Here is a 17,601-nt window from a genome sequence, read left to right on the forward strand (position 1 = left end):
GCCCGATTGGACGCAATAATAACGACAACAATTCGCTACGATGTGGAAATGGCTGAAGAATCGCCGGAGTACGGGCGACGAGAAGCGCGACCGTCGAAGGATGTTCGGCCCAGCCCCGTGGACGACGTCGATCGCCGGATTCTGACCGCTCTGCATGCCGACGCCCGCATGTCCAACAGCGCATTGGCCGACCTCGTCGGAATCGCGCCGTCGACGTGTCACGGGAGGGTGCGCAGGTTGCAGGACATCGGGGTGATCCGTGGATTCCACGCCGACATCGACCCGGCGGCGATCGGCCTGAACCTGCAGGCGATGATCTCGGTCAACCTGCAGTTCAACGCGCGCAGCAAGATCCGCAACTTCATCCAGCAGATCCGCCGGAAGCCCCAGGTGATGGATGTCTACTTCCTCGCGGGCGCCGACGACTTCATCCTGCACGTCGCCGCGCGCGACACCGACGATCTGCGCTCGTTCGTGGTGGAGAATCTGAACGCCGACGAGGATGTCGCCGGGACGCAGACCTCTCTGATCTTCGAGCATCTCCGGGGTGCGTCGCCGTTGTGAGCGAAGGCGGCGGTCGCGTCGGTCAGCGAACCAGTTCGGGATGGAACGTCGTGACCATGCGTCGGATTCCCGTCACGCCAGTCGACCGTGGTGCCGCCGGTGAGCTCACGCATCCGGGTGGCATCGGTGGGCCCGCCGCGCAACGCCTGGAGACTTTCCTCGAAGACCGGCTCCCGCTCGACCAGCGAACCGATGTGCGAGGCCCACTCCTGAAGACTGACTTCCTGTTCCCCACACCAGTTGACCGTCGTGGCTGGTACTGACGCGGCGTCGAGCAGCTTGGGCAGAGTCGCGATGATGTCGTCCTCGTGGATCGGGTTGTAGTGCGCCGGCCCTCCGGGTGGAACCGGGATCGGAACGCCATTCAGCAACATCTCTATGTGATAGAACGGCCAGCCGCCGTAGTTGCCGTACGGCACGTTCAGGCGTGCGATGACGGTCGGCGTGCCGAGGGTGCGCGCCATCGAACGTGCCACCACTTCGCCGGCGATCTTGGAGATCGAGTAGGTGGGGAACAGCGACTTGTGATTGTCGCCGAGGGCAGTTGCCTCGGTGCGGGGCTCGTCGTCCGGCGGGTCGTACACGGCGGCTGAGGAGCATTGCAGAAACGCTTTCGCGTCAGGGCAATGCGCCATCAGCAGGCCGACTGATTCTGCGTTGGCACTGAGATCCTTGTCCCAGCGGCCACTCTTGGCCACCGCCAGATTGAGCACATAGTCGAAGTCGGAGGGAATGCCCGAAAAATCGCCAGAGGCCAGATTGACTGTCGTGCAACGAATCCCTGCCGCCTCCAGATCGGCGCGAGCCGAGGCATCTTTGAAGCGGGCGATGCCCCACACTTCGTTGTCGGCCGCGAGTGCTTTGGCCAGCGGAGTCGCGACTTGGCCTGTCGGGCCGGTGACCAGGATCTTGTAGCCGCGCACGGGTCGGTTCTACGCCGCTGTCAGCGTGACGTTGTACAGGCTCACAGCCACGTCGTCGGGCAGGATGTCGACAAACGTCGGCGCGTCGCGCAGCGCACCGCCCGTGGCGATGATGTTGGCGGGAGATGTTCCTGCACAGGGGAAGTCGCGACACCGCAGCCAGTAGCCCGGAGCGCTCTGGTAGGGCCGCATGCTGGGAGACTGGTCGACGCGGTAACGGCCCGGTGGGATGAACGTGGTCGCCCAGCCCTCGCGCGGCTGGGTGCTGACGCCGAACACGCCATTGCTGCCGTAACTCCCCGGAGATGCGATGGCCGGCGCAGCCAGGACACCCGCGGATGCCAGGCCGGCGGCAATCACGGCGGAAACAATGCTCTTCACACCATGGAGCGTAGACAGCGCGTCACGGATCTTTGCTGTCTTCGGGTAAGTCGCCACCATCGGGCGGGTCGTCGCCGGGCAACTTCCCCCGCCCAGCAACGCTCAGCATGTCAGGCCGGAATCACCGACAAATCCACAGTCCCCGATGGTGCGGACTGGCGAGTTGTCGGCAACCGATATCTGCAGCGGTCAGGCTGCTTGGTTGTCGGGTGGTGCGGGTCCGCCGGGTTCGCTGGTGTGGTCGCTCGGTTGGGGGTCGAGTTCCTCGTGGGTGATGGGTTCGGGGGCAACCCGCTCAGGGTCGATCGGTTCAGGGTCGATCGGCTCGGACGCGATCGGTTCGGCGTCGCCGGGTCGGGGTTCATCTGGTGGGCGGAGGAGGGCTTCGGGGCGGTGGTAGTAGTTGATCCGCGCTTGGCCGGTGTCCAGTCCCGGTGGTGGGATCCATTCGACCTCGTGGCGATCGTTCATCCGGGTGGTCCAGCCGCCGTGGGTGTTGACCATTCTGTTGTCGGGTCCACACGCGAGGCCGAGGTCGTCGATGTTGGTGTTGCCGCCGTCGTTCCAGTCGGCGGTGGCGTGGTGGACTTGGGTGCCGTAGATGCCGACGGTGCAGCCGGGTTTGGTGCAGCCGCCGTCGCGGGCGGCGAGCATGAGCCGTTGGGCGATCGAGGCGACGCGTTTGGTGCGGAACAGGTCCAGGGCGGATCCGGTGGCGCGGTCGAATACCGCGAGGCTGTGGTGGGCGTGGGCGCCGAGGCGGATCACGTCGTTGATCGGCATGACGGTGCCACCGCCGGTGACACCGACCCCGGCTCTGCTCTCGAGGTCTTGCAGGGTGGTGCGGATGATGACCATGACCGGCAGTCCGTTGAGCTGTCCGAGTTCCCCGCTCATCAGCGCGATCCGCCCGGCCACCACCAGCGCGTCGTGTTGGCGTTGCGCCAGCGACCGGTGGTCGTTGTCGATCTGAGCCTGACTCGGTGTGCCCGAGGTGCACGGTTGCGCATCGTCGGGGTTGCACATGCCGGGGGCGGCGTATTTGGCGAAGATCGGCTCCCACACCGCCCACGCCTCGGGGGTCAGCTCTGCGGTGAGCGGTGTCATCAGATCGGCGCGTTGTTTACCTGCCGACACACCGCGTTTGCGGGCGCGTTCGGTGTCGTCGGGTTCGGGGCCGTCCTGATCGAGCAGGAACAACGCCCGCGCGGCTTCGCCTTCGAGTTCTTTGGGTCCGACACCGACCGCGACGCGCACCAGGTCGACTTCGAACTGGGCGGCGGTGGCCGCGTCGACGAAACTCGGGAGTTTTTTGACCGCAGCGCGGATCACCGCGACATGCTCGCTGGTGATCAGCCCGAGGTCTTGGGCGGCCGCGGTCGCCGGCAGCGCGGCAGGGAGGGGTTCGCCGGTGATGGTGCGCCGCGGCGCCAACACCGCCGCATCGTTCAGCCGACGATTCGCTTCGGCCCCCGAGAGGCGCCAGCGGACGGTCAGGACGTCTTTCCAGGACTTGGCACCCAGCTGCTGTGGAGTGGTCTCGGTCTGCAGCCGGGCCAACAACCGCTGCCTCACCGCCGGGAGCTGGCACCCCAACGTTTCGAGCTCGTCGAGGGGTCCGATCAGCTCAGCGCGGGTCAGCAGGTCGATGTCGCAGGCAGCGACCGCGTCGAAGGCGGCCCGTAACGCGGTCACCGCCTCCTGCAAAACCGCCGTACCCGACATGCTTCGAACATACATTCGACCACCGACAAAACCGCTCGGAGTGTGAACCTTGAAACCGCAGTGACACAAGTGAATTGAGTGGCGAAAGCGGTAGGCCCGAGTGCCGTCGGGCGGCACGTTAGGGTTAGCCCATGCGAGTCGGAGTGCTGGGCGCCAAGGGCAAGGTCGGCGCGACCATGGTGGCTGCTGTGCAGGACGCTGATGATCTCACCTTCTCCGCAGGTGTGGATGCGGGCGATTCTCTGACCGCACTGGTTGACGCCGAAACCGAGGTCGTCATCGACTTCACCCATCCCAGTGTGGTGATGGACAACCTGAAGTTCCTCATCGACAACGGCATCCACGCGGTCGTCGGTACCACCGGGTTCACCGACGAGCGCATCGAGCAGGTCAAGGGTTGGCTGGCGGCCAAACCCGATGCGGCCGTGCTCATCGCGCCGAACTTCGCCATCGGCGCGGTGCTGTCGATGCACTTTGCGAAACAGGCCGCGCGGTTCTTCGACTCGGTGGAAGTCATCGAACTTCATCACCCGCACAAGGCCGATGCGCCGTCGGGGACGGCCGCCCGAACCGCCAAGCTGATCGCCGAGGCGCGGAAAGGGTTGCCGCCCAATCCCGATGCCACCAGCACCGGTCTGGAGGGAGCGCGCGGAGCGAACGTCGACGGAGTTCCCGTGCACTCGATCCGACTCGCCGGGCTCGTCGCTCATCAGGAAGTGCTGTTCGGCACGATGGGGGAGACGCTGACAATCCGCCACGACAGCATCGACCGGACCTCGTTCGTGCCCGGAGTGCTGCTCGCGGTCCGCAAGATTCGCGAGTTCCCGGGTCTGACCATCGGCATCGAGCCGCTGCTCGACCTGACATGAGCGACGGGGCACGCGCACTGCGGATCCAGCTGCTGATCGGCTTCATGTGCGTGGCGCTCATCGTCTACTTCGTGATGCTGGGCCGCGCTGCACTGGTGTTCATCACGTCGGGGCGACCCGCGGCAATCGGGCTGGGTGCCGCCATCCTGATCATGCCCGTCATCGGTGTCTGGGTGATGGTCTCGACGTTGAAGGCGGGCCTGGCACATCAGCGGTTGGCGCGGCTGGCACGCGAAGGCGGGATGGAACTCGACGTCAGCGACCTACCGCGGATGCCCTCCGGGCGCATCAAAAGGGACGCCGCCGACGCGCTGTTCGAGACGGTGCGTAGCGAGCTGGAGTCCGATCGGGACAACTGGCAGCGCTGGTACCGATTGGCACGCGCGTACGACTATGCAGGTGATCGCACACGCGCCCGAGAGGCGATGAAGAAGGCCGTCCAGATGGAGGCGTCATGAGTAAGACGCTGCTGATCGTGCACCACACGCCGTCGCCGCACTGCCAGGAGATGCTCGAGGCGGTGCTTTCCGGTGCCACCGATCCCGAGATCGACGGCGTCGAGGTGGTGCGCCGGCCCGCGCTGACGGTGTCCTCGGTGGAGATGCTGGAAGCTGACGGGTATGTGCTGGGAACGCCGGCGAACCTGGGCTATATCTCGGGCGCTCTCAAACACGCGTTTGATCAGAGTTACTACCAGCTGATCGATTCGACGTCGGGCCGCCCGTTCGGTCTGTACCTCCACGGCAACGAGGGCACCGAGGGAGCCGAGCGTGCAGTGAACGGAATCACCACGGGGCTGCAGTGGGAGCGTGCCGCAGAGACGGTTGTCGTGTCGGGCAAGCCGACGAAGGCCGATCTGGAAGCATGCTGGAATCTCGGTGCGACGGTTGCTGCTCGATTAATGGAATGACGCGGCCAGTCGCGCCGCATACACGACGGTGGAAACCGGCGAGCCGAATCGGCCTGTCGTGGGCGACCGAACCTACAATCACATGCGGGTGCGCTCGTGGAACGGCACGTTCAATGCAGACCCCTGACGCTCGCTGAGGAGTCACATGCCGGGTATCGCCGAAATCGCCATGGCCGGCGCACCGATCGCCGGTGGGGCACTGCTGGGGTCTTGCCGCAGGCGGCTTCAAAGGTCCTGATGTTCGGGCGTCGATCAAGACCGACATGGACCTTCTGGACCGCATCCCGCCCGAGGATGTCGAGCGCCGCGCCGAACTGCAGCGGGTGATCGACCTTCGGATCGACGACATCGTCGCGGCGGTCGACAAGAACCGCCAGATCCGCGAGCTTGCGACCTCCTACGAGGGCAACTGGCGCGACATCGTCGTGTTCATCTGCGCGATCCTGTTCACCATCGTCTGGTGGAACGTCAGCCACAGTCGGAGCAACTGGCTGATCCTGTTCATCGTGCTGATCATCCTGTCGATCATCGCCGGCGTCTACGCCGCGCGCGGCATCCTGCGCGGAGTGGCAACCTTCATGCACTCCCGCAAACGCGCTCAGTAGTGGTAGGTGTCCGACGGCGCCGGGATGTGCACCGGGTCGTCGACGTCGTCGAACTCTGAGGGTTCGATCCCGTAGGCGCGTGCCAGATCCAGGATTTTGTTGGCGCGTGCGATGCGCGGCAGATCCGAGCCGTTGCGGATCTCGCCGCCGTCGCGCTCGTACTCGACGAAAAACTCTTTGGCCCAACTGATCTCTTCGACCGACGGGGACAACCCCTCGTTGATGGTGGCGCACTGATCGGGTGTCAGGCAGATCTTGCCGGTCATGCCGAACTCCGCCGAGACGGCGGTGGCCTCGCTCAGCCGCAGCGCGCTGGAGCCCACCGTCGGCCCGTCGATGGCGCTCGGGAGGTGCGCTGCCTTCGCGGCGATCGTGAAGCGCGACCGCGCGTAGGCCAGTGTTGTCGGGTTATCCCCGAAGCCGGTGTCGCGGCGGAAGTCGCCGATGCCGAACGCGAGGCGGAATGTGCCTTTCGCCGCCGCGATCTCGGTGATCCGTTCCAGACCGCGAGCGGTCTCGACCAGGGCGACGATCGGCACTCCCGGGAGTCGTTTGGCGGTTTCGGTGACATGGTCGACCGATTCGACCATCGCGAGCATCACCCCGCCCACCGACGTCCCGGCCAGCATCTCCAGATCGCCCGCCCACCATGGGGTTCCGAACCCGTTGACGCGCACCCAATCGGTGTTGCCCTCGGCGAGCCAGCGGGTCACGTTGCCGGATGCGGTCGCCTTGTCCTTCGGTGCGACAGCGTCCTCGATGTCGAGGACGACGATGTCGGCCCGCGAGTCGGCCGCGGACTGGAAGCGCTCGTACTGGGCGCCGTTGACCAGCAGCCAGCTACGGGCCAGCACTGGATCGATGCGGGTTCCGCGCTCATGGGAGGTCGGATCGCCGAAGGTCTGGTCATACACGGCGTTCATGGTCGCTCATCGGGCACTTCCCGGGCAAAACGGTTCATCGCAGATGGCTGGCGAAAAACGATTCCGTCGCCTCCCAGTGGCGCCGCGCCGCCGGCTCGTCATAAGGCCCGTTGTCCGGGACGGCGAATCCATGGAACGCCGAATAGAACTCGATGGTGTGCTCGACACCTGCCTCGGTCAGAGCCTTGGCCAGCGTCTCGCCGTCCTGGGTGGTGAATGCGCGGTCGTTCTGGGCGGCACCCACGTAGACCGCCGCCCGGATCCGGCCGGCGAGCAGATGGGGGCTGTCGGGATCCTCGGTGACAAGCCCGCCACCGTGGAACGACATCGCCGCCGCGACACGCTCGGGAATCCTGCCGGCGACGATCAGTGAGGTCCGTCCGCCCATGCAGTACCCGGTGGTACCGAAGGAGTCTCCGCTGACCTCCTCCCGTGACGACAGGTAGTCGAAAAACGCCCGCGCGTCAGCGGCCATGAGGTCGGGTGTGATCTTGCTGATCATCGCGAACAGCCGGCCGCGTTCACTCTCGTCCTCGAAAACCGTGGCCATGCTGAACGGCGTCCAGTCACCGTCGCGGTAGTAGACATCGGGTACCAGCACCGCGTATCCGTGGTCCGCGAGTTTGTCGGCCATCGCGCGGAACGTCGGACGGACACCGCCGGCATCGGGGTACATGACGATCCCCGGCCAGGAGCCCTGGGAGTCCGGAGTGTGCAGGGAGACGGGGCAGGTGCCGTCAGCGGTCGGCACGGTGTCGGTGATCCTCGGCATGGTTGTAGTTCTACTCCGGCCGACGCGACGTAAGCTGACGGCGTGCCGATCGCCACTCCATACGAGGATCTGTTGCGCCTGGTGCTCGATACCGGGGTCCCGAAATCCGATCGCACCGGCACCGGCACCCGCAGCTTGTTCGGGCATCAGCTGCGCTACGACCTGGGTGCCGGGTTCCCGCTGATCACCACCAAGAAGGTGCACACCAAGTCGATCGTCTACGAGCTGCTGTGGTTCCTGCGCGGAGATTCCAACGTCAGGTGGCTTCAGGAGCGGGGCGTCACGATCTGGGACGAATGGGCCTCTCCAACAGGTGATCTCGGGCCGGTCTACGGGGTGCAATGGCGGTCGTGGCCGACACCGTCAGGTGAGCACATCGATCAGATCAGCGCCGCGGTGAACCTGCTCAGATCCGATCCGGATTCGCGGCGCAACATCGTCTCGGCGTGGAACGTGGGCGAGATTCCGCAGATGGCCCTGCCGCCGTGCCACGCGTTCTTCCAGTTCTATGTCGCCGACGGCCGGCTCAGCTGTCAGCTCTACCAGCGCAGCGCCGACCTGTTCCTCGGGGTGCCGTTCAACATCGCCAGCTACGCCCTGCTGACCCACATGATGGCCGCCCAGGCCGGCCTGCAGGTCGGCGAGTTCATCTGGACCGGGGGAGACTGCCACATCTACGACAATCACGTCGAGCAGGTCACCCTCCAGCTTTCCCGGCCGCCGCGGCTGTATCCGGAACTCGTTCTGGGGCATCGCGATTCAATTTTCGACTACACCTATGAGGACGTTGTGATCAAGAACTACGACCCGCACCCGGCGATCAAAGCACCCGTCGCTGTATGAGGACTGCTTTCAGGTCCGGGTCATGACCACCACACAACTCAACCTCATCTGGGCGCAATCGAGCTCAGGCGTCATCGGTCGGGACAACACAATTCCCTGGCGGATACCCGAAGACCTGGCTCGCTTCAAAGAGCTCACCATGGGCCACACCGTGATCATGGGTCGGATGACATGGGAGTCGTTGCCTGCGTCGGTACGGCCGTTGCCCGGCCGCAGAAATGTCGTAGTGACCCGGCAAGCTGACTACGTGACCCAAGGAGCAGAAGTAGTCCAGTCCCTCGAAGACGCCCCCCTCGACGACGCCTGGGTGATCGGCGGTTCGCAGATCTACGGCCTGGCGATGCCGTTGGCGACACGATGCGAGGTGACCGAGGTGGATCTCGACCTGCACCGCGAAGACGACGACGCGCTGGCGCCGCTGCTCGACGAGTCGTGGATCGGGACCGAAGAGCACTGGCGCGACAGTGCGTCGGGGCTGCGCTACCGGTTTTACAGCTATCTGAGGCGATGAGGCTCACCGCTGCGCAGGCGCGGCGGGTAGCGGTCGCGGCTCAGGGCTTCCACGAAGCCAAGCCGGCCGGACCTGTCACCCGGGCGCACCTGAAGCGATTGGCGGCCCGGCTGCAGGTGTTGCAGCTGGACTCGGTGTCGGTGGCGGTGCGCGCCCACTACGCACCCGTGTTCAGTCGTCTCGGACCCTACGATCGCGACATTCTGGACCGGGCGGCGTGGAGCCATTCGGCGCGATCGCCACGGCTGCTGGTCGAGTACTGGGCACACGAGGCCGCGCTGATGGCGGTCGACGACTGGCCGTTGCTGCGGTGGCGGATGCGCGAATACCAGCACGGTCGGTGGGGCACCGAGATCGTCAAGAAGAACGCCAAACTCGCCGACGACGTAGTCGACGCCGTCGCAGCGTTGGGTCCCTCGACCGCGGGCCAGATCGAGGCCCACCTCGACTCGTCCCCCCGGGGTCGCAAGGGTCCGTGGTGGGACCGCAGCGACACCAAGTGGGTCGCCGAGGCGCTGTGGTCGGCCGGGGTGCTGACGACGGCGACCCGGGTCGGGTTCGCGCGGCATTATGACCTGACCGAACGCGTGTTGCCCGCCGAGGTGATCGACCGTGAGGTCGACGAGGGCGAGGCCGTCCGCGAGCTCACGTTGCGGGCTGCCACCGCCCTCGGCGTCGGCACCGAGGCCGATCTCCGCGACTACTTCCGGCTGGGTGCCCGGCAGGTCAAACCGGCGATCGCGGATCTGGTGGCATCGGGTGCACTCGAGCAGGTGGAGGTCGCCGGGTGGTCTGTCCCGGCATACCTACGGGCGGGCCAGGTCGTCCCGCGGCGGGACCGGGGAACGGCGCTGGTCTGCCCTTTTGATCCGCTGATCTTCTTCCGGCCGAGGGTGGAGCGGCTGTTCGGCTTCCACTACCGCATCGAGATCTACACACCGGGCCCCAAACGTCAGTTCGGCTATTACGTGTGGCCGTTCCTGCTCGACGGTGATCTCGTCGGTCGCGTTGATCTGAAGGCCGACCGGGCGAACAGCACGCTCAACGTCGTCGGGGCGTTCACCGAGGGCGGGCGCGACCGCTCACACGTCGCCACCGCGTTGGCGGGGGAACTGCGCTCGATGGCGAGCTGGCTCGCTCTCGGTGATGTCAGCGTCGCCGAACGCGGGGATCTGGCCTCCGCGTTGCGTAGCGCGCTCGACTAGCGACGGGCAAACTGCGGAGATGGCCTGGTGGCGGCAGACCGACCAGTTCGACTGGTTCAGTAGCTATCTGCGCGACCGCGGTCTCCAGCGGCAGTGGCGGCTGGCCATCTTCGTGTTCACCGTGCTCCTGGGCGCGGTGCCCGTCGTGATGCTCGCCAGTCCCGAGGGTCCCAGCAGCGCGCTGACAACGGCGGGCGCGCTCATCGCGTCGGGCGCGGCATTCGCCGCATCGACGCTGTGGCTGTTCCGGTGGCCCTCCCGCGCGCAGTCGCTCGCCTACAACGTCATCTGCTGCGGGTGCATCGCCGCGGGTTGTCTTGTGGTGCCGAACGCCTACGGCGGGCTGATGGGATGCACGTTGTTCGCCGCACTCGGCGGGTTTCTCGCGTACTTTCACGCCTTCGCGCACGTGCTGGCGAACTTCGGAGTGGCGATGGTGTGCGCAACGTTGAGCGCCAGTCGGATGTTGGGCGGCCCCGAAGACGTCGCGGTGGTGGCCGGATCGTTTCTGATCGTGCTCGGCCTGAATGTCGGGGTGCCGTTCGGTATCCATTCGCTCGTCCATTCCCTGCACACCGATCTGCGGAACTCCGACCGTGATCCCCTCACGGGGTTGCTCAACCGCCGGTCTTTCTACAACGCGGTTCACGAGCTCACCGTGCGCGAGCGGGATGTGACCGGATTCCGGCTGAACGTCACCATGGTCGATCTCGACAGTTTCAAGACGCTCAATGACACCCAAGGTCATGCCGCCGGCGACCAGGCCCTCGTTCGCGTCGGGGCGGTGCTCCAAGAAACCGGTGGTGCCGACGGGATCCTCGGTCGCCTGGGTGGCGAAGAGTTCGTCGTCGCAGATTCCGATACCGCCGCGCGCCATGCCGTCACCGTCGAGCGCATCCGCGTCGGCATCGCCGCACTTCCCTTCCGCATCACTGCCAGTCTGGGTACCTGCAGTGCGGTCGTGGACGCTGATGCCTCCCTCGAGCACCCGGAGTTCATCGACCAGCTCATCCGAATGGCGGATGCGGCGATGTACCGGTCGAAGCGGGCAGGTGGAAACCGGATCGAGCACCGGTATCTCGACCGCGATCGAGGATGAGGTCGCGACGCACGTCGATCCCTGCCACCCGACCAAGTGCTGAAGCCGGAGATGCAGCGTCAGTTGAGCGGAATATCGTTGTCGCCCTTGCGGTCCTGATACTGCACTGACAGTGCGTCGTACCGTCTGCGGATCCGATCACGTTGCTCGAGCAGTCGGACGCGCAGTGGCTCGGGTGCGCCCTCGATGAGGTCGCCGATCGCATAAGCCGTCCAGAACGCATTGGTCCTGCGGTAGCCACCCGGATCGAGGCCGAACACCTCTTTGAGGATCTTCAAGTCGTGAGGGATCGCGAAGCTGTCGCGGGAATCCTCATGACTGTAGAAGTAGTAGTAATTGTCGAACCCCGCCCACGTGATCGCCGACATACACAGGGTGCAGGGTTCGTGGGTGGTCAGAAACACCAGATCCTGCGTCGTGGGCCGATCGGGTAACTCGTAGAACTGCCGCAGCGTGTTGATCTCCCCGTGCCAGAGCGGGTTGTCGGTTTCGTCGTTGGTGCCCGCGATAACCACGGACAGATCGGATTTGTCCAGTATCGCCGCCCCGAACACCTTGTTGCCGCCGGCGACGCCGCGTTCGGTCAGCGGCAGGATGTCGGACTCGATGACCTCGAGCAGGCGCGAGGCGAGCGTGGTCGCGGTCATGGGCCACCCTAACCGCGCGGCGCGGTCCATGCAGTGTCGAAACGGCGGCTAGGCTGCAGCGCGTGGCCGAGATCGCGCCGCTGCGTGTGCAGCTGATCGCCAAGACCGAGTTCACCGCACCGGAGGACGTGCCATGGAGCACCGACGCCGACGGAGGCGCCGCGCTGGTCGAGTTCGCCGGTCGCGCCTGCTACCAGAGCTGGTCCAAGCCGAATCCGCGCACTGCCACCAACGCTTCCTATCTGCGTCACATCATCGACGTCGGCCACTTCTCGGTGCTCGAACACGCCTCGGTGTCGTTCTACATCACCGGCATCTCGCGATCCTGCACCCATGAGCTGATCCGGCACCGGCACTTCTCCTACTCGCAGCTGTCGCAGCGTTATGTACCCGAGCACGACTCGCAGGTCGTAGCCCCCCCGGGCATCGAAGACGACCCGGAACTTCAGCAGATCCTCGCCGCCGCAGCGGACGCCAGTCGTGCCGCCTACACCGAGCTGCTCACCCGGCTGGAGGCCAAGTTCATCGGCGATCAACCCGCGGGAAACGCTGCGGTGCTGCGGCGCAAACAGGCCCGCCAAGCTGCCCGCGCGGTGCTACCCAACGCCACCGAGACCCGGATCGTCGTCACCGGGAACTATCGCGCCTGGCGTCACTTCATCGCGATGAGAGCCAGCGAGCATGCCGACGTCGAGATTCGCCGGCTGGCCATCGAATGCCTGCGCCAACTCGTCGAGGTCTCTCCCCAGGTGTTCTCCGACTTCGAGATCACCGTGCTCGCGGACGGCACGGAGGTCGCGACCAGCCCGCTGGCAACGGAGATCTGAGGCGACAATGCAGTCGTGTCTCGATCAGCCGACCAGGTAATCTTGCTTCCCGTGAGTACCAGCGGATTCGACGTCACCGCCCGTTTGGGCACCCTGTTGACCGCGATGGCCACTCCCTTCAAGCCCGATGGCTCGCTGGACACCGAGACTGCCGCCCGGCTGGCCACCCACCTCGTCGACGCCGGCTGTGACGGTCTCGTGGTGTCCGGAACTACCGGCGAATCGCCCACCACCACCGACGACGAGAAGATCACCCTGCTGCGCGCCGTGCTCGACGCCGTCGGGGACCGCGCGCGGATCGTGGCCGGAGCGGGCAGCTACGACACCGCTCACAGCGTTCACCTGGCCAAGGCCTGCGCCGCCGAAGGGGCTCACGGACTCCTGGTCGTGACCCCGTACTACTCGCGGCCGCCGCAGTCGGGCCTGCTTGCGCACTTCACCGCGGTTGCCGACGCGACCGATCTGCCGCTGATCCTCTACGACATCCCGCCGCGGTCGGTCGTCCCGATCGAGTGGGACACGATGCGCCGCCTGGCCGAGCATCCCAACATCGTCGCGATCAAGGACGCCAAAGGGGATCTGCACGGCGGTGCGCAGATCATCGCCGAGACCGGGCTGGCCTACTACTCCGGCGATGACGCACTGAACTTGCCGTGGCTGGCGATGGGTGCGGTCGGCTTCGTCAGCGTGTGGGGACATGTCGCTGCCGGTCAGCTGCGAGACATGTTGGCGGCCTTCGCCTCCGGCGACGTCGCCACCGCGCGCAAGATCAGCGTCGCGCTCGGCCCGCTCAACGCCGCCCAGACGAGGTTGGGCGGAGTCACGCTGGCCAAGGCAGGGCTGCGGCTGCAGGGCTTTGATGCGGGGGAGCCGCGGCTGCCCCAGATGGCTGCCACCGACGAGCAGCTTGATGCACTGGCCGCAGACATGCGTGCCGCGGCGGTATTGAGGTAATTGGACCTGATGGATTCAGAACTCACCCCGCCGGGGCCGCTCGCCCCGGGCAGCCTGCGGGTGACCGCATTCGGCGGAATCAACGAAATCGGCCGCAACATGACCGTTTTCGAGCATCTGGGACGGCTGCTCATCGTCGATTGCGGGGTGCTCTTCCCCAACCACGACGAACCCGGCGTCGACCTGATCCTTCCCGATCTGCGCCACATCGAGGGGCGACTCGACGACGTGGAAGCGCTCGTCGTGACCCACGCGCACGAGGACCACATCGGTGCGATCCCGTTCCTTCTCAAGATGCGCCCCGACATCCCGGTTGTCGGCTCGAAGTTCACCCTCGCGCTGATCGGCGCGAAGTGTCGGGAACACCGCATCAAGCCGGTGTTCGTCGAGGTCGCCGAGGGTGGTCGGTCCACCCACGGCGTGTTCGAGTGTCAGTACTTCGCGGTCAACCACTCGATCCCCGGATGTCTGGCGATAGGCATCCACACCGGAGCGGGCACGGTGCTGCACACCGGAGACATCAAGCTCGATCAGCTTCCGCTCGACGGCAGGCCCACCGACCTGCCGGGGATGTCGCGACTCGGCGACGCCGGGGTGGATCTGTTCCTCTGTGATTCGACGAACTCCGAGATCCCCGGCGTCGGGCCGTCGGAGAGCGAGATCGGCCCGGCATTGCACCGACTGATCCGCGGTGCGGACGGTCGGGTCATCGTCGCCTGCTTTGCCTCGAATGTCGATCGTGTACAACAGATCATCGACGCCGCGGTCGCGTTGGGGCGGCGGGTGTCCTTCGTCGGTCGCTCGATGGTGCGCAACATGGGAATCGCGCGCGACCTGGGATACATCAAGGTCGCCGACGAGGACATCCTCGACATCGCCGCCGCGGAGATGATGCCGGCGGACCGCGTCGTGCTGATCACCACCGGCACCCAGGGTGAGCCGATGGCCGCGCTGTCGCGGATGTCGCGCGGTGAACACCGCAGCATCACCTTGACCGCCGGCGATCTCATCATCTTGTCGTCGTCGCTGATTCCGGGCAACGAGGAGGCAGTGTTCGGCGTGATGGATGCGCTGGCCAAGATCGGCGCCCGAGTTGTCACCAATCAGCATGCGCGGGTGCATGTTTCGGGTCACGCGTATGCCGGGGAGTTGCTGTTCCTCTACAACGGCGTCCGGCCGCGCAATGTGATGCCGGTGCACGGAACGTGGCGGATGCTGCGTGCCAACGCAGCTCTGGCCGCGCGTTCCGGCGTACCGGAGGACAACATCGTGCTGGCCGAGAACGGCGTCAGCGTCGACCTGACGGCGGGCCAGGTCAGCATCGCCGGGGGAGTCACCGTGGGCAAGATGTTCGTCGACGGTCTGGTCACCGGTGATGTCGGCGACGCGACCCTGGGTGAAAGGCTCATCCTGTCTTCGGGTTTCATCGCTGTGACGGTCGTCGTGCACCGCGGTACCGGTCGGCCGGCAGCCCCGGCGCATCTGCAGTCCAGGGGGTTCTCCGAGGACCCCAAAGCGCTCGAACCCGCGGCCCGCAAGGTCGAGGCCGAGTTGGCCGGCCTTGCCTCCCAGAACATCACCGACCCGTCCCGCATTGCGCAGGCCGTCCGTCGCGCGGTCGGCAAATGGGTGGGCGAGACGTACCGCCGCCAGCCGATGATCGTGCCGACGGTCATCGAGATCTAGCGGTTGCCACTCAGACCGCCTCGAGACGGTATCCCATGCCGCGCAGCGTCACAAAGCGGTCGGCGCCCAACTTGCGACGCAGGTACCGGACATAGACGTCGACGACGTTGGAGCCGGGGTCATAGTCGTAACCCCATACCTGGCTGAGCAACTGCTCGCGGGACAGTACCTGCCCGGGATGCCGGAGAAACGTCTCGGCCAAGGCGAATTCGCGTGCCGACAGGTCGACGGTGCGATTGTCCACCAGGGCCTGCCGGGTCCGCAGATCCAACCGCAGGCCGCCATGGGACAACACGGTCAACTCGCCGCCCCGTTCGGTGGCCAGTCGCAGGCGCACCCTCGCCAGTAGTTCTTCGAAACGGAACGGCTTGGGCATGTAGTCGTCGGCTCCGCCCTCGAGGGTGGCCACCGTGTCGGCGACGCTGGTGCGGGCGGTGAGAACAATCACCGGAAGTGAACTGCCCTCGGCCCGTAGGCGTTCGAGCACCGCGAAGCCGTCCATCTTCGGAAGTCCGATGTCGAGCACCATCAGATCGAAGTCGCCGGTGCGGGCGTACTCGTAGGCCGACGGGCCGTCGGAGACCACTGTCACTGTGTAGCCGTTGGCGGACAGGCCTTTCCGGATGAAAGCAGAGATCCGGGGTTCGTCTTCGGCGATCAGGATGGCTGCCATGGACCCGGTCACCACCCGTTCTGCAGGGGGATCGCGACGGTGAATGTGGAACCGCGACCCACCACCGACTCGAGAAGGACGTCCCCGCCGTGTGCGACCGCGATCGCCCGGACGATCGACAACCCGAGACCGGCACCGTCGGAGTGGGTTCCGATCTGCTCGCCGCGGGCGAAGCGGTCGAAGATCCTGGCGCGGTTCTCGGGAGTGACACCGGGCCCGGAATCGGACACCCAGAACCTGAGCCAGCCGTTCGCGACCTCGGATCCCACGCCGATCCAGCCGCCGGGGCCGGTGAACCGGCACGCGTTGTCGGCAAGCGCGACCAGTGCCTGCGTGATCCGCTGGGGGTCGAGGACGGCGGTGCAGTGGGCCGCGACCTGCAACTCGAAGTTCCGGTCACCGAGGCCTGTGATCTTCTCGAACGTCTCAGCGGTCAACGCGGCGACGTCGACGGATTCGGGGCGCAGGAAGGTGGGCTGCTCGGAATGTGCGAGCACCAGCAGGTCGGAGACCATGCGGTTCATTCGGGTCAGTTCGTCGTCGACGAGGTCGACGGTTGCGCGGACATCCTGCTGGTCGGTGGGATCGAGCACCTCCAGATGTCCTTTGACGATGGTGATCGGTGTGCGCAGTTCGTGCCCGGCGTCGTCGATGAACCGCCGCTGGGCGCTCACCCCGGACTCGACACGATCCAGCATGCCGTTCAGTGTCGTCACCAGGTCGTTGATCTCATCGCCGTCAGGCCCGCCGGGAGACGGGATGCGCAGCGACAGATCGGTGTCACTGATGGTGCGTGCCGTGCTGACGATGTCGCGCAGCGGTCGCAGAATTCGGCCGGCCACCAGCCACGCCGCACCGGCGGCGCCGACCACCGTGATCGATCCGACGAACAGCATCAGCCGTGCGGCGTCGCCCGCCTCGGCTCGCTCGGCGTCACCGAGGTACGCGGCGACGATCACCCCCTTCGCCGGGTCACCGGCGAGTGAGACGGGTATCGCGAGGTAGCGGACCTCGCCGACCTCCGGATGGTGATATCGGCTCTGACCGGGATCGGTGACAGTCGCGACCCGGTCGGCGAATGCGGAGTCCGAGGCCAGCACCTCGGGGGTCCCCGGCACCTGCCGGCTCTGCGCCACGTACCGACCGTCGACGTAGCCGAGGAATTTCTCGTTGGGCCGCGCGACGTTGTAGGCGATCGCCTCGCTGATCACCTCGTTGACGTCGGCGAACGGTTCGCCGGTGCGTGGGTTGACTCCGTCGGCGGTGAGTTCGTTGAACTCTGCGACCTCGATGCGCAAGGCCTCATCCATGCGCTCGTTGGTGACCGAGACGAGCAACAGCCAGGTGACGAACGTGACGATTCCCAGGGCTGCCAGCACCAGCAGCAGCACCCACCCGATGATGCGGGTACGGGCGGTCGTCGGCACGAGTCGGCGCCACCGTTCGGGCTTGCTCATGGACGCCATCCTGCCGGGCGGAGCGGT

The 17,601-nt window shown here is 66.0% G+C and carries 18 protein-coding genes and 2 pseudogenes; 12 read left to right on the forward strand and 8 right to left on the reverse strand.

Annotated elements, in window-relative coordinates:
• The first annotated feature begins 48 nt into the window (after positions 1-48).
• Positions 49-564 carry an Lrp/AsnC family transcriptional regulator gene (locus ABDC78_RS11520; protein ID WP_178362341.1) on the forward strand — a complete coding sequence of 172 codons (516 nt, stop codon included), beginning with the start codon at positions 49-51 and terminating at the stop codon, positions 562-564.
• A 22-nt stretch (positions 565-586) separates the two neighbouring features.
• On the opposite strand, the pseudogene ABDC78_RS11525 reads toward ABDC78_RS11520, so the two are convergent.
• The 3 genes and pseudogenes from ABDC78_RS11525 to ABDC78_RS11535 all read right to left on the reverse strand — a co-directional run bounded on the left by ABDC78_RS11525 (position 587) and on the right by ABDC78_RS11535 (position 3,608).
• Positions 587-1,487 (reverse strand): annotated as a pseudogene (locus tag ABDC78_RS11525) (NAD(P)-dependent oxidoreductase).
• 9 nt (positions 1,488-1,496) lie between these two features.
• Entirely contained in the window at positions 1,497-1,868 is a 372-nt protein-coding gene (locus ABDC78_RS11530) for a hypothetical protein (RefSeq protein WP_347133435.1), read from the reverse strand.
• Between the two features lie 189 nt (positions 1,869-2,057).
• Entirely contained in the window at positions 2,058-3,608 is a 1,551-nt protein-coding gene (locus tag ABDC78_RS11535) for an HNH endonuclease signature motif containing protein (protein WP_178362342.1), read from the reverse strand.
• Positions 3,609-3,724: 116 nt separating this feature from the next.
• Here ABDC78_RS11535 and dapB point away from each other — a divergent pair, with 116 nt between their 5' ends.
• From dapB to ABDC78_RS11555, 4 genes and pseudogenes are all read left to right on the forward strand, one after another.
• Positions 3,725-4,462 carry a 4-hydroxy-tetrahydrodipicolinate reductase gene (dapB, locus tag ABDC78_RS11540; protein ID WP_178362343.1) on the forward strand — a complete coding sequence of 246 codons (738 nt, stop codon included), beginning with the start codon at positions 3,725-3,727 and terminating at the stop codon, positions 4,460-4,462.
• Complete coding sequence (locus tag ABDC78_RS11545; RefSeq protein ID WP_178362344.1) at positions 4,459-4,920, forward strand: hypothetical protein; 462 nt, start codon at positions 4,459-4,461, stop codon at positions 4,918-4,920. Before dapB ends, ABDC78_RS11545 begins: the two co-directional genes overlap by 4 nt.
• Positions 4,917-5,372: a flavodoxin family protein gene (locus ABDC78_RS11550; RefSeq protein ID WP_178362345.1), complete on the forward strand. Its 456-nt coding sequence runs from the start codon at positions 4,917-4,919 to the stop codon at positions 5,370-5,372. Before ABDC78_RS11545 ends, ABDC78_RS11550 begins: the two co-directional genes overlap by 4 nt.
• 145 nt (positions 5,373-5,517) lie before the next feature.
• Positions 5,518-5,977: pseudogene (locus tag ABDC78_RS11555) on the forward strand (hypothetical protein).
• Here the strand turns inward: ABDC78_RS11555 and ABDC78_RS11560 are convergent.
• Positions 5,971-6,900: a CoA ester lyase gene (locus ABDC78_RS11560; protein WP_178362346.1), complete on the reverse strand. Its 930-nt coding sequence runs from the start codon at positions 6,898-6,900 to the stop codon at positions 5,971-5,973. The pseudogene ABDC78_RS11555 and the gene ABDC78_RS11560 overlap by 7 nt on opposite strands.
• 34 nt (positions 6,901-6,934) lie before the next feature.
• Positions 6,935-7,672, reverse strand: a complete 738-nt coding sequence (locus ABDC78_RS11565; protein ID WP_178362347.1) for a dienelactone hydrolase family protein — start codon at positions 7,670-7,672, stop codon at positions 6,935-6,937.
• 42 nt (positions 7,673-7,714) lie between these two features.
• Here ABDC78_RS11565 and ABDC78_RS11570 point away from each other — a divergent pair, with 42 nt between their 5' ends.
• From ABDC78_RS11570 to ABDC78_RS11585, 4 genes are read left to right on the forward strand one after another with little or no spacing between them, the layout of a single operon-like run.
• Positions 7,715-8,515: a thymidylate synthase gene (locus ABDC78_RS11570; protein WP_178362348.1), complete on the forward strand. Its 801-nt coding sequence runs from the start codon at positions 7,715-7,717 to the stop codon at positions 8,513-8,515.
• A gap of 22 nt (positions 8,516-8,537) precedes the next feature.
• Positions 8,538-9,026 carry a dihydrofolate reductase gene (locus ABDC78_RS11575; protein WP_178362349.1) on the forward strand — a complete coding sequence of 163 codons (489 nt, stop codon included), beginning with the start codon at positions 8,538-8,540 and terminating at the stop codon, positions 9,024-9,026.
• Positions 9,023-10,231 carry a crosslink repair DNA glycosylase YcaQ family protein gene (locus ABDC78_RS11580; protein ID WP_178362350.1) on the forward strand — a complete coding sequence of 403 codons (1,209 nt, stop codon included), beginning with the start codon at positions 9,023-9,025 and terminating at the stop codon, positions 10,229-10,231. The genes ABDC78_RS11575 and ABDC78_RS11580 overlap by 4 nt, the downstream gene beginning before the upstream one ends.
• A gap of 19 nt (positions 10,232-10,250) precedes the next feature.
• Complete coding sequence (locus ABDC78_RS11585) at positions 10,251-11,330, forward strand: diguanylate cyclase (protein ID WP_178362351.1); 1,080 nt, start codon at positions 10,251-10,253, stop codon at positions 11,328-11,330.
• A 59-nt stretch (positions 11,331-11,389) separates the two neighbouring features.
• Here ABDC78_RS11585 and ABDC78_RS11590 read toward each other — a convergent pair whose 3' ends face one another.
• A complete protein-coding gene (locus ABDC78_RS11590; RefSeq protein WP_178362352.1) occupies positions 11,390-11,977 on the reverse strand; it encodes a nucleoside deaminase in 588 nt (195 codons plus the stop codon).
• 62 nt (positions 11,978-12,039) lie between these two features.
• Between ABDC78_RS11590 and thyX the strand changes: the two genes are divergently transcribed.
• From thyX to ABDC78_RS11605, 3 genes are read left to right on the forward strand one after another with little or no spacing between them, the layout of a single operon-like run.
• On the forward strand, positions 12,040-12,804 hold the full coding sequence (gene thyX / locus ABDC78_RS11595; RefSeq protein WP_178362353.1) for an FAD-dependent thymidylate synthase: 765 nt from the start codon (positions 12,040-12,042) through the stop codon (positions 12,802-12,804).
• Between the two features lie 51 nt (positions 12,805-12,855).
• A complete protein-coding gene (gene dapA, locus ABDC78_RS11600) occupies positions 12,856-13,758 on the forward strand; it encodes a 4-hydroxy-tetrahydrodipicolinate synthase (RefSeq protein WP_178362354.1) in 903 nt (300 codons plus the stop codon).
• Positions 13,759-13,767: 9 nt separating this feature from the next.
• The gene (locus tag ABDC78_RS11605) at positions 13,768-15,444 is read left to right on the forward strand and encodes a ribonuclease J (RefSeq protein ID WP_178362355.1); all 1,677 of its coding nucleotides are present in this window, start codon (positions 13,768-13,770) and stop codon (positions 15,442-15,444) included.
• A gap of 10 nt (positions 15,445-15,454) precedes the next feature.
• Here the strand turns inward: ABDC78_RS11605 and ABDC78_RS11610 are convergent, their stop codons facing one another.
• Together ABDC78_RS11610 and ABDC78_RS11615 are read right to left on the reverse strand one after the other, a co-directional pair.
• Positions 15,455-16,117 carry a response regulator transcription factor gene (locus ABDC78_RS11610; protein WP_178362356.1) on the reverse strand — a complete coding sequence of 221 codons (663 nt, stop codon included), beginning with the start codon at positions 16,115-16,117 and terminating at the stop codon, positions 15,455-15,457.
• Between the two features lie 8 nt (positions 16,118-16,125).
• A complete protein-coding gene (locus ABDC78_RS11615; protein WP_256736492.1) occupies positions 16,126-17,574 on the reverse strand; it encodes an ATP-binding protein in 1,449 nt (482 codons plus the stop codon).
• Between the last annotated feature and the right edge of the window lie 27 nt (positions 17,575-17,601).

The organism is Mycobacterium sp. DL (assembly GCF_039729195.1).
Classification (GTDB): Bacteria; Actinomycetota; Actinomycetes; order Mycobacteriales; family Mycobacteriaceae; genus Mycobacterium; species Mycobacterium hippocampi_A.

What these genes read in the sequence shown, in the direction of transcription:
- ABDC78_RS11590 (WP_178362352.1), bottom strand. Translation starts at nt 11,977, where the DNA reads ATGACCGCGACCACGCTCGCCTCGCGCCTGCTCGAGGTCATCGAGTCC.
- ABDC78_RS11615 (WP_256736492.1), bottom strand. Translation starts at nt 17,574, where the DNA reads ATGAGCAAGCCCGAACGGTGGCGCCGACTCGTGCCGACGACCGCCCGT.
- ABDC78_RS11545 (WP_178362344.1), top strand. Translation starts at nt 4,459, where the DNA reads ATGAGCGACGGGGCACGCGCACTGCGGATCCAGCTGCTGATCGGCTTC.
- ABDC78_RS11610 (WP_178362356.1), bottom strand. Translation starts at nt 16,117, where the DNA reads ATGGCAGCCATCCTGATCGCCGAAGACGAACCCCGGATCTCTGCTTTC.
- ABDC78_RS11550 (WP_178362345.1), top strand. Translation starts at nt 4,917, where the DNA reads ATGAGTAAGACGCTGCTGATCGTGCACCACACGCCGTCGCCGCACTGC.
- ABDC78_RS11585 (WP_178362351.1), top strand. Translation starts at nt 10,251, where the DNA reads ATGGCCTGGTGGCGGCAGACCGACCAGTTCGACTGGTTCAGTAGCTAT.
- ABDC78_RS11580 (WP_178362350.1), top strand. Translation starts at nt 9,023, where the DNA reads ATGAGGCTCACCGCTGCGCAGGCGCGGCGGGTAGCGGTCGCGGCTCAG.
- ABDC78_RS11535 (WP_178362342.1), bottom strand. Translation starts at nt 3,608, where the DNA reads ATGTATGTTCGAAGCATGTCGGGTACGGCGGTTTTGCAGGAGGCGGTG.
- ABDC78_RS11560 (WP_178362346.1), bottom strand. Translation starts at nt 6,900, where the DNA reads ATGAACGCCGTGTATGACCAGACCTTCGGCGATCCGACCTCCCATGAG.
- ABDC78_RS11605 (WP_178362355.1), top strand. Translation starts at nt 13,768, where the DNA reads ATGGATTCAGAACTCACCCCGCCGGGGCCGCTCGCCCCGGGCAGCCTG.
- ABDC78_RS11565 (WP_178362347.1), bottom strand. Translation starts at nt 7,672, where the DNA reads ATGCCGAGGATCACCGACACCGTGCCGACCGCTGACGGCACCTGCCCC.
- ABDC78_RS11575 (WP_178362349.1), top strand. Translation starts at nt 8,538, where the DNA reads ATGACCACCACACAACTCAACCTCATCTGGGCGCAATCGAGCTCAGGC.
- ABDC78_RS11520 (WP_178362341.1), top strand. Translation starts at nt 49, where the DNA reads ATGGCTGAAGAATCGCCGGAGTACGGGCGACGAGAAGCGCGACCGTCG.
- dapB (WP_178362343.1), top strand. Translation starts at nt 3,725, where the DNA reads ATGCGAGTCGGAGTGCTGGGCGCCAAGGGCAAGGTCGGCGCGACCATG.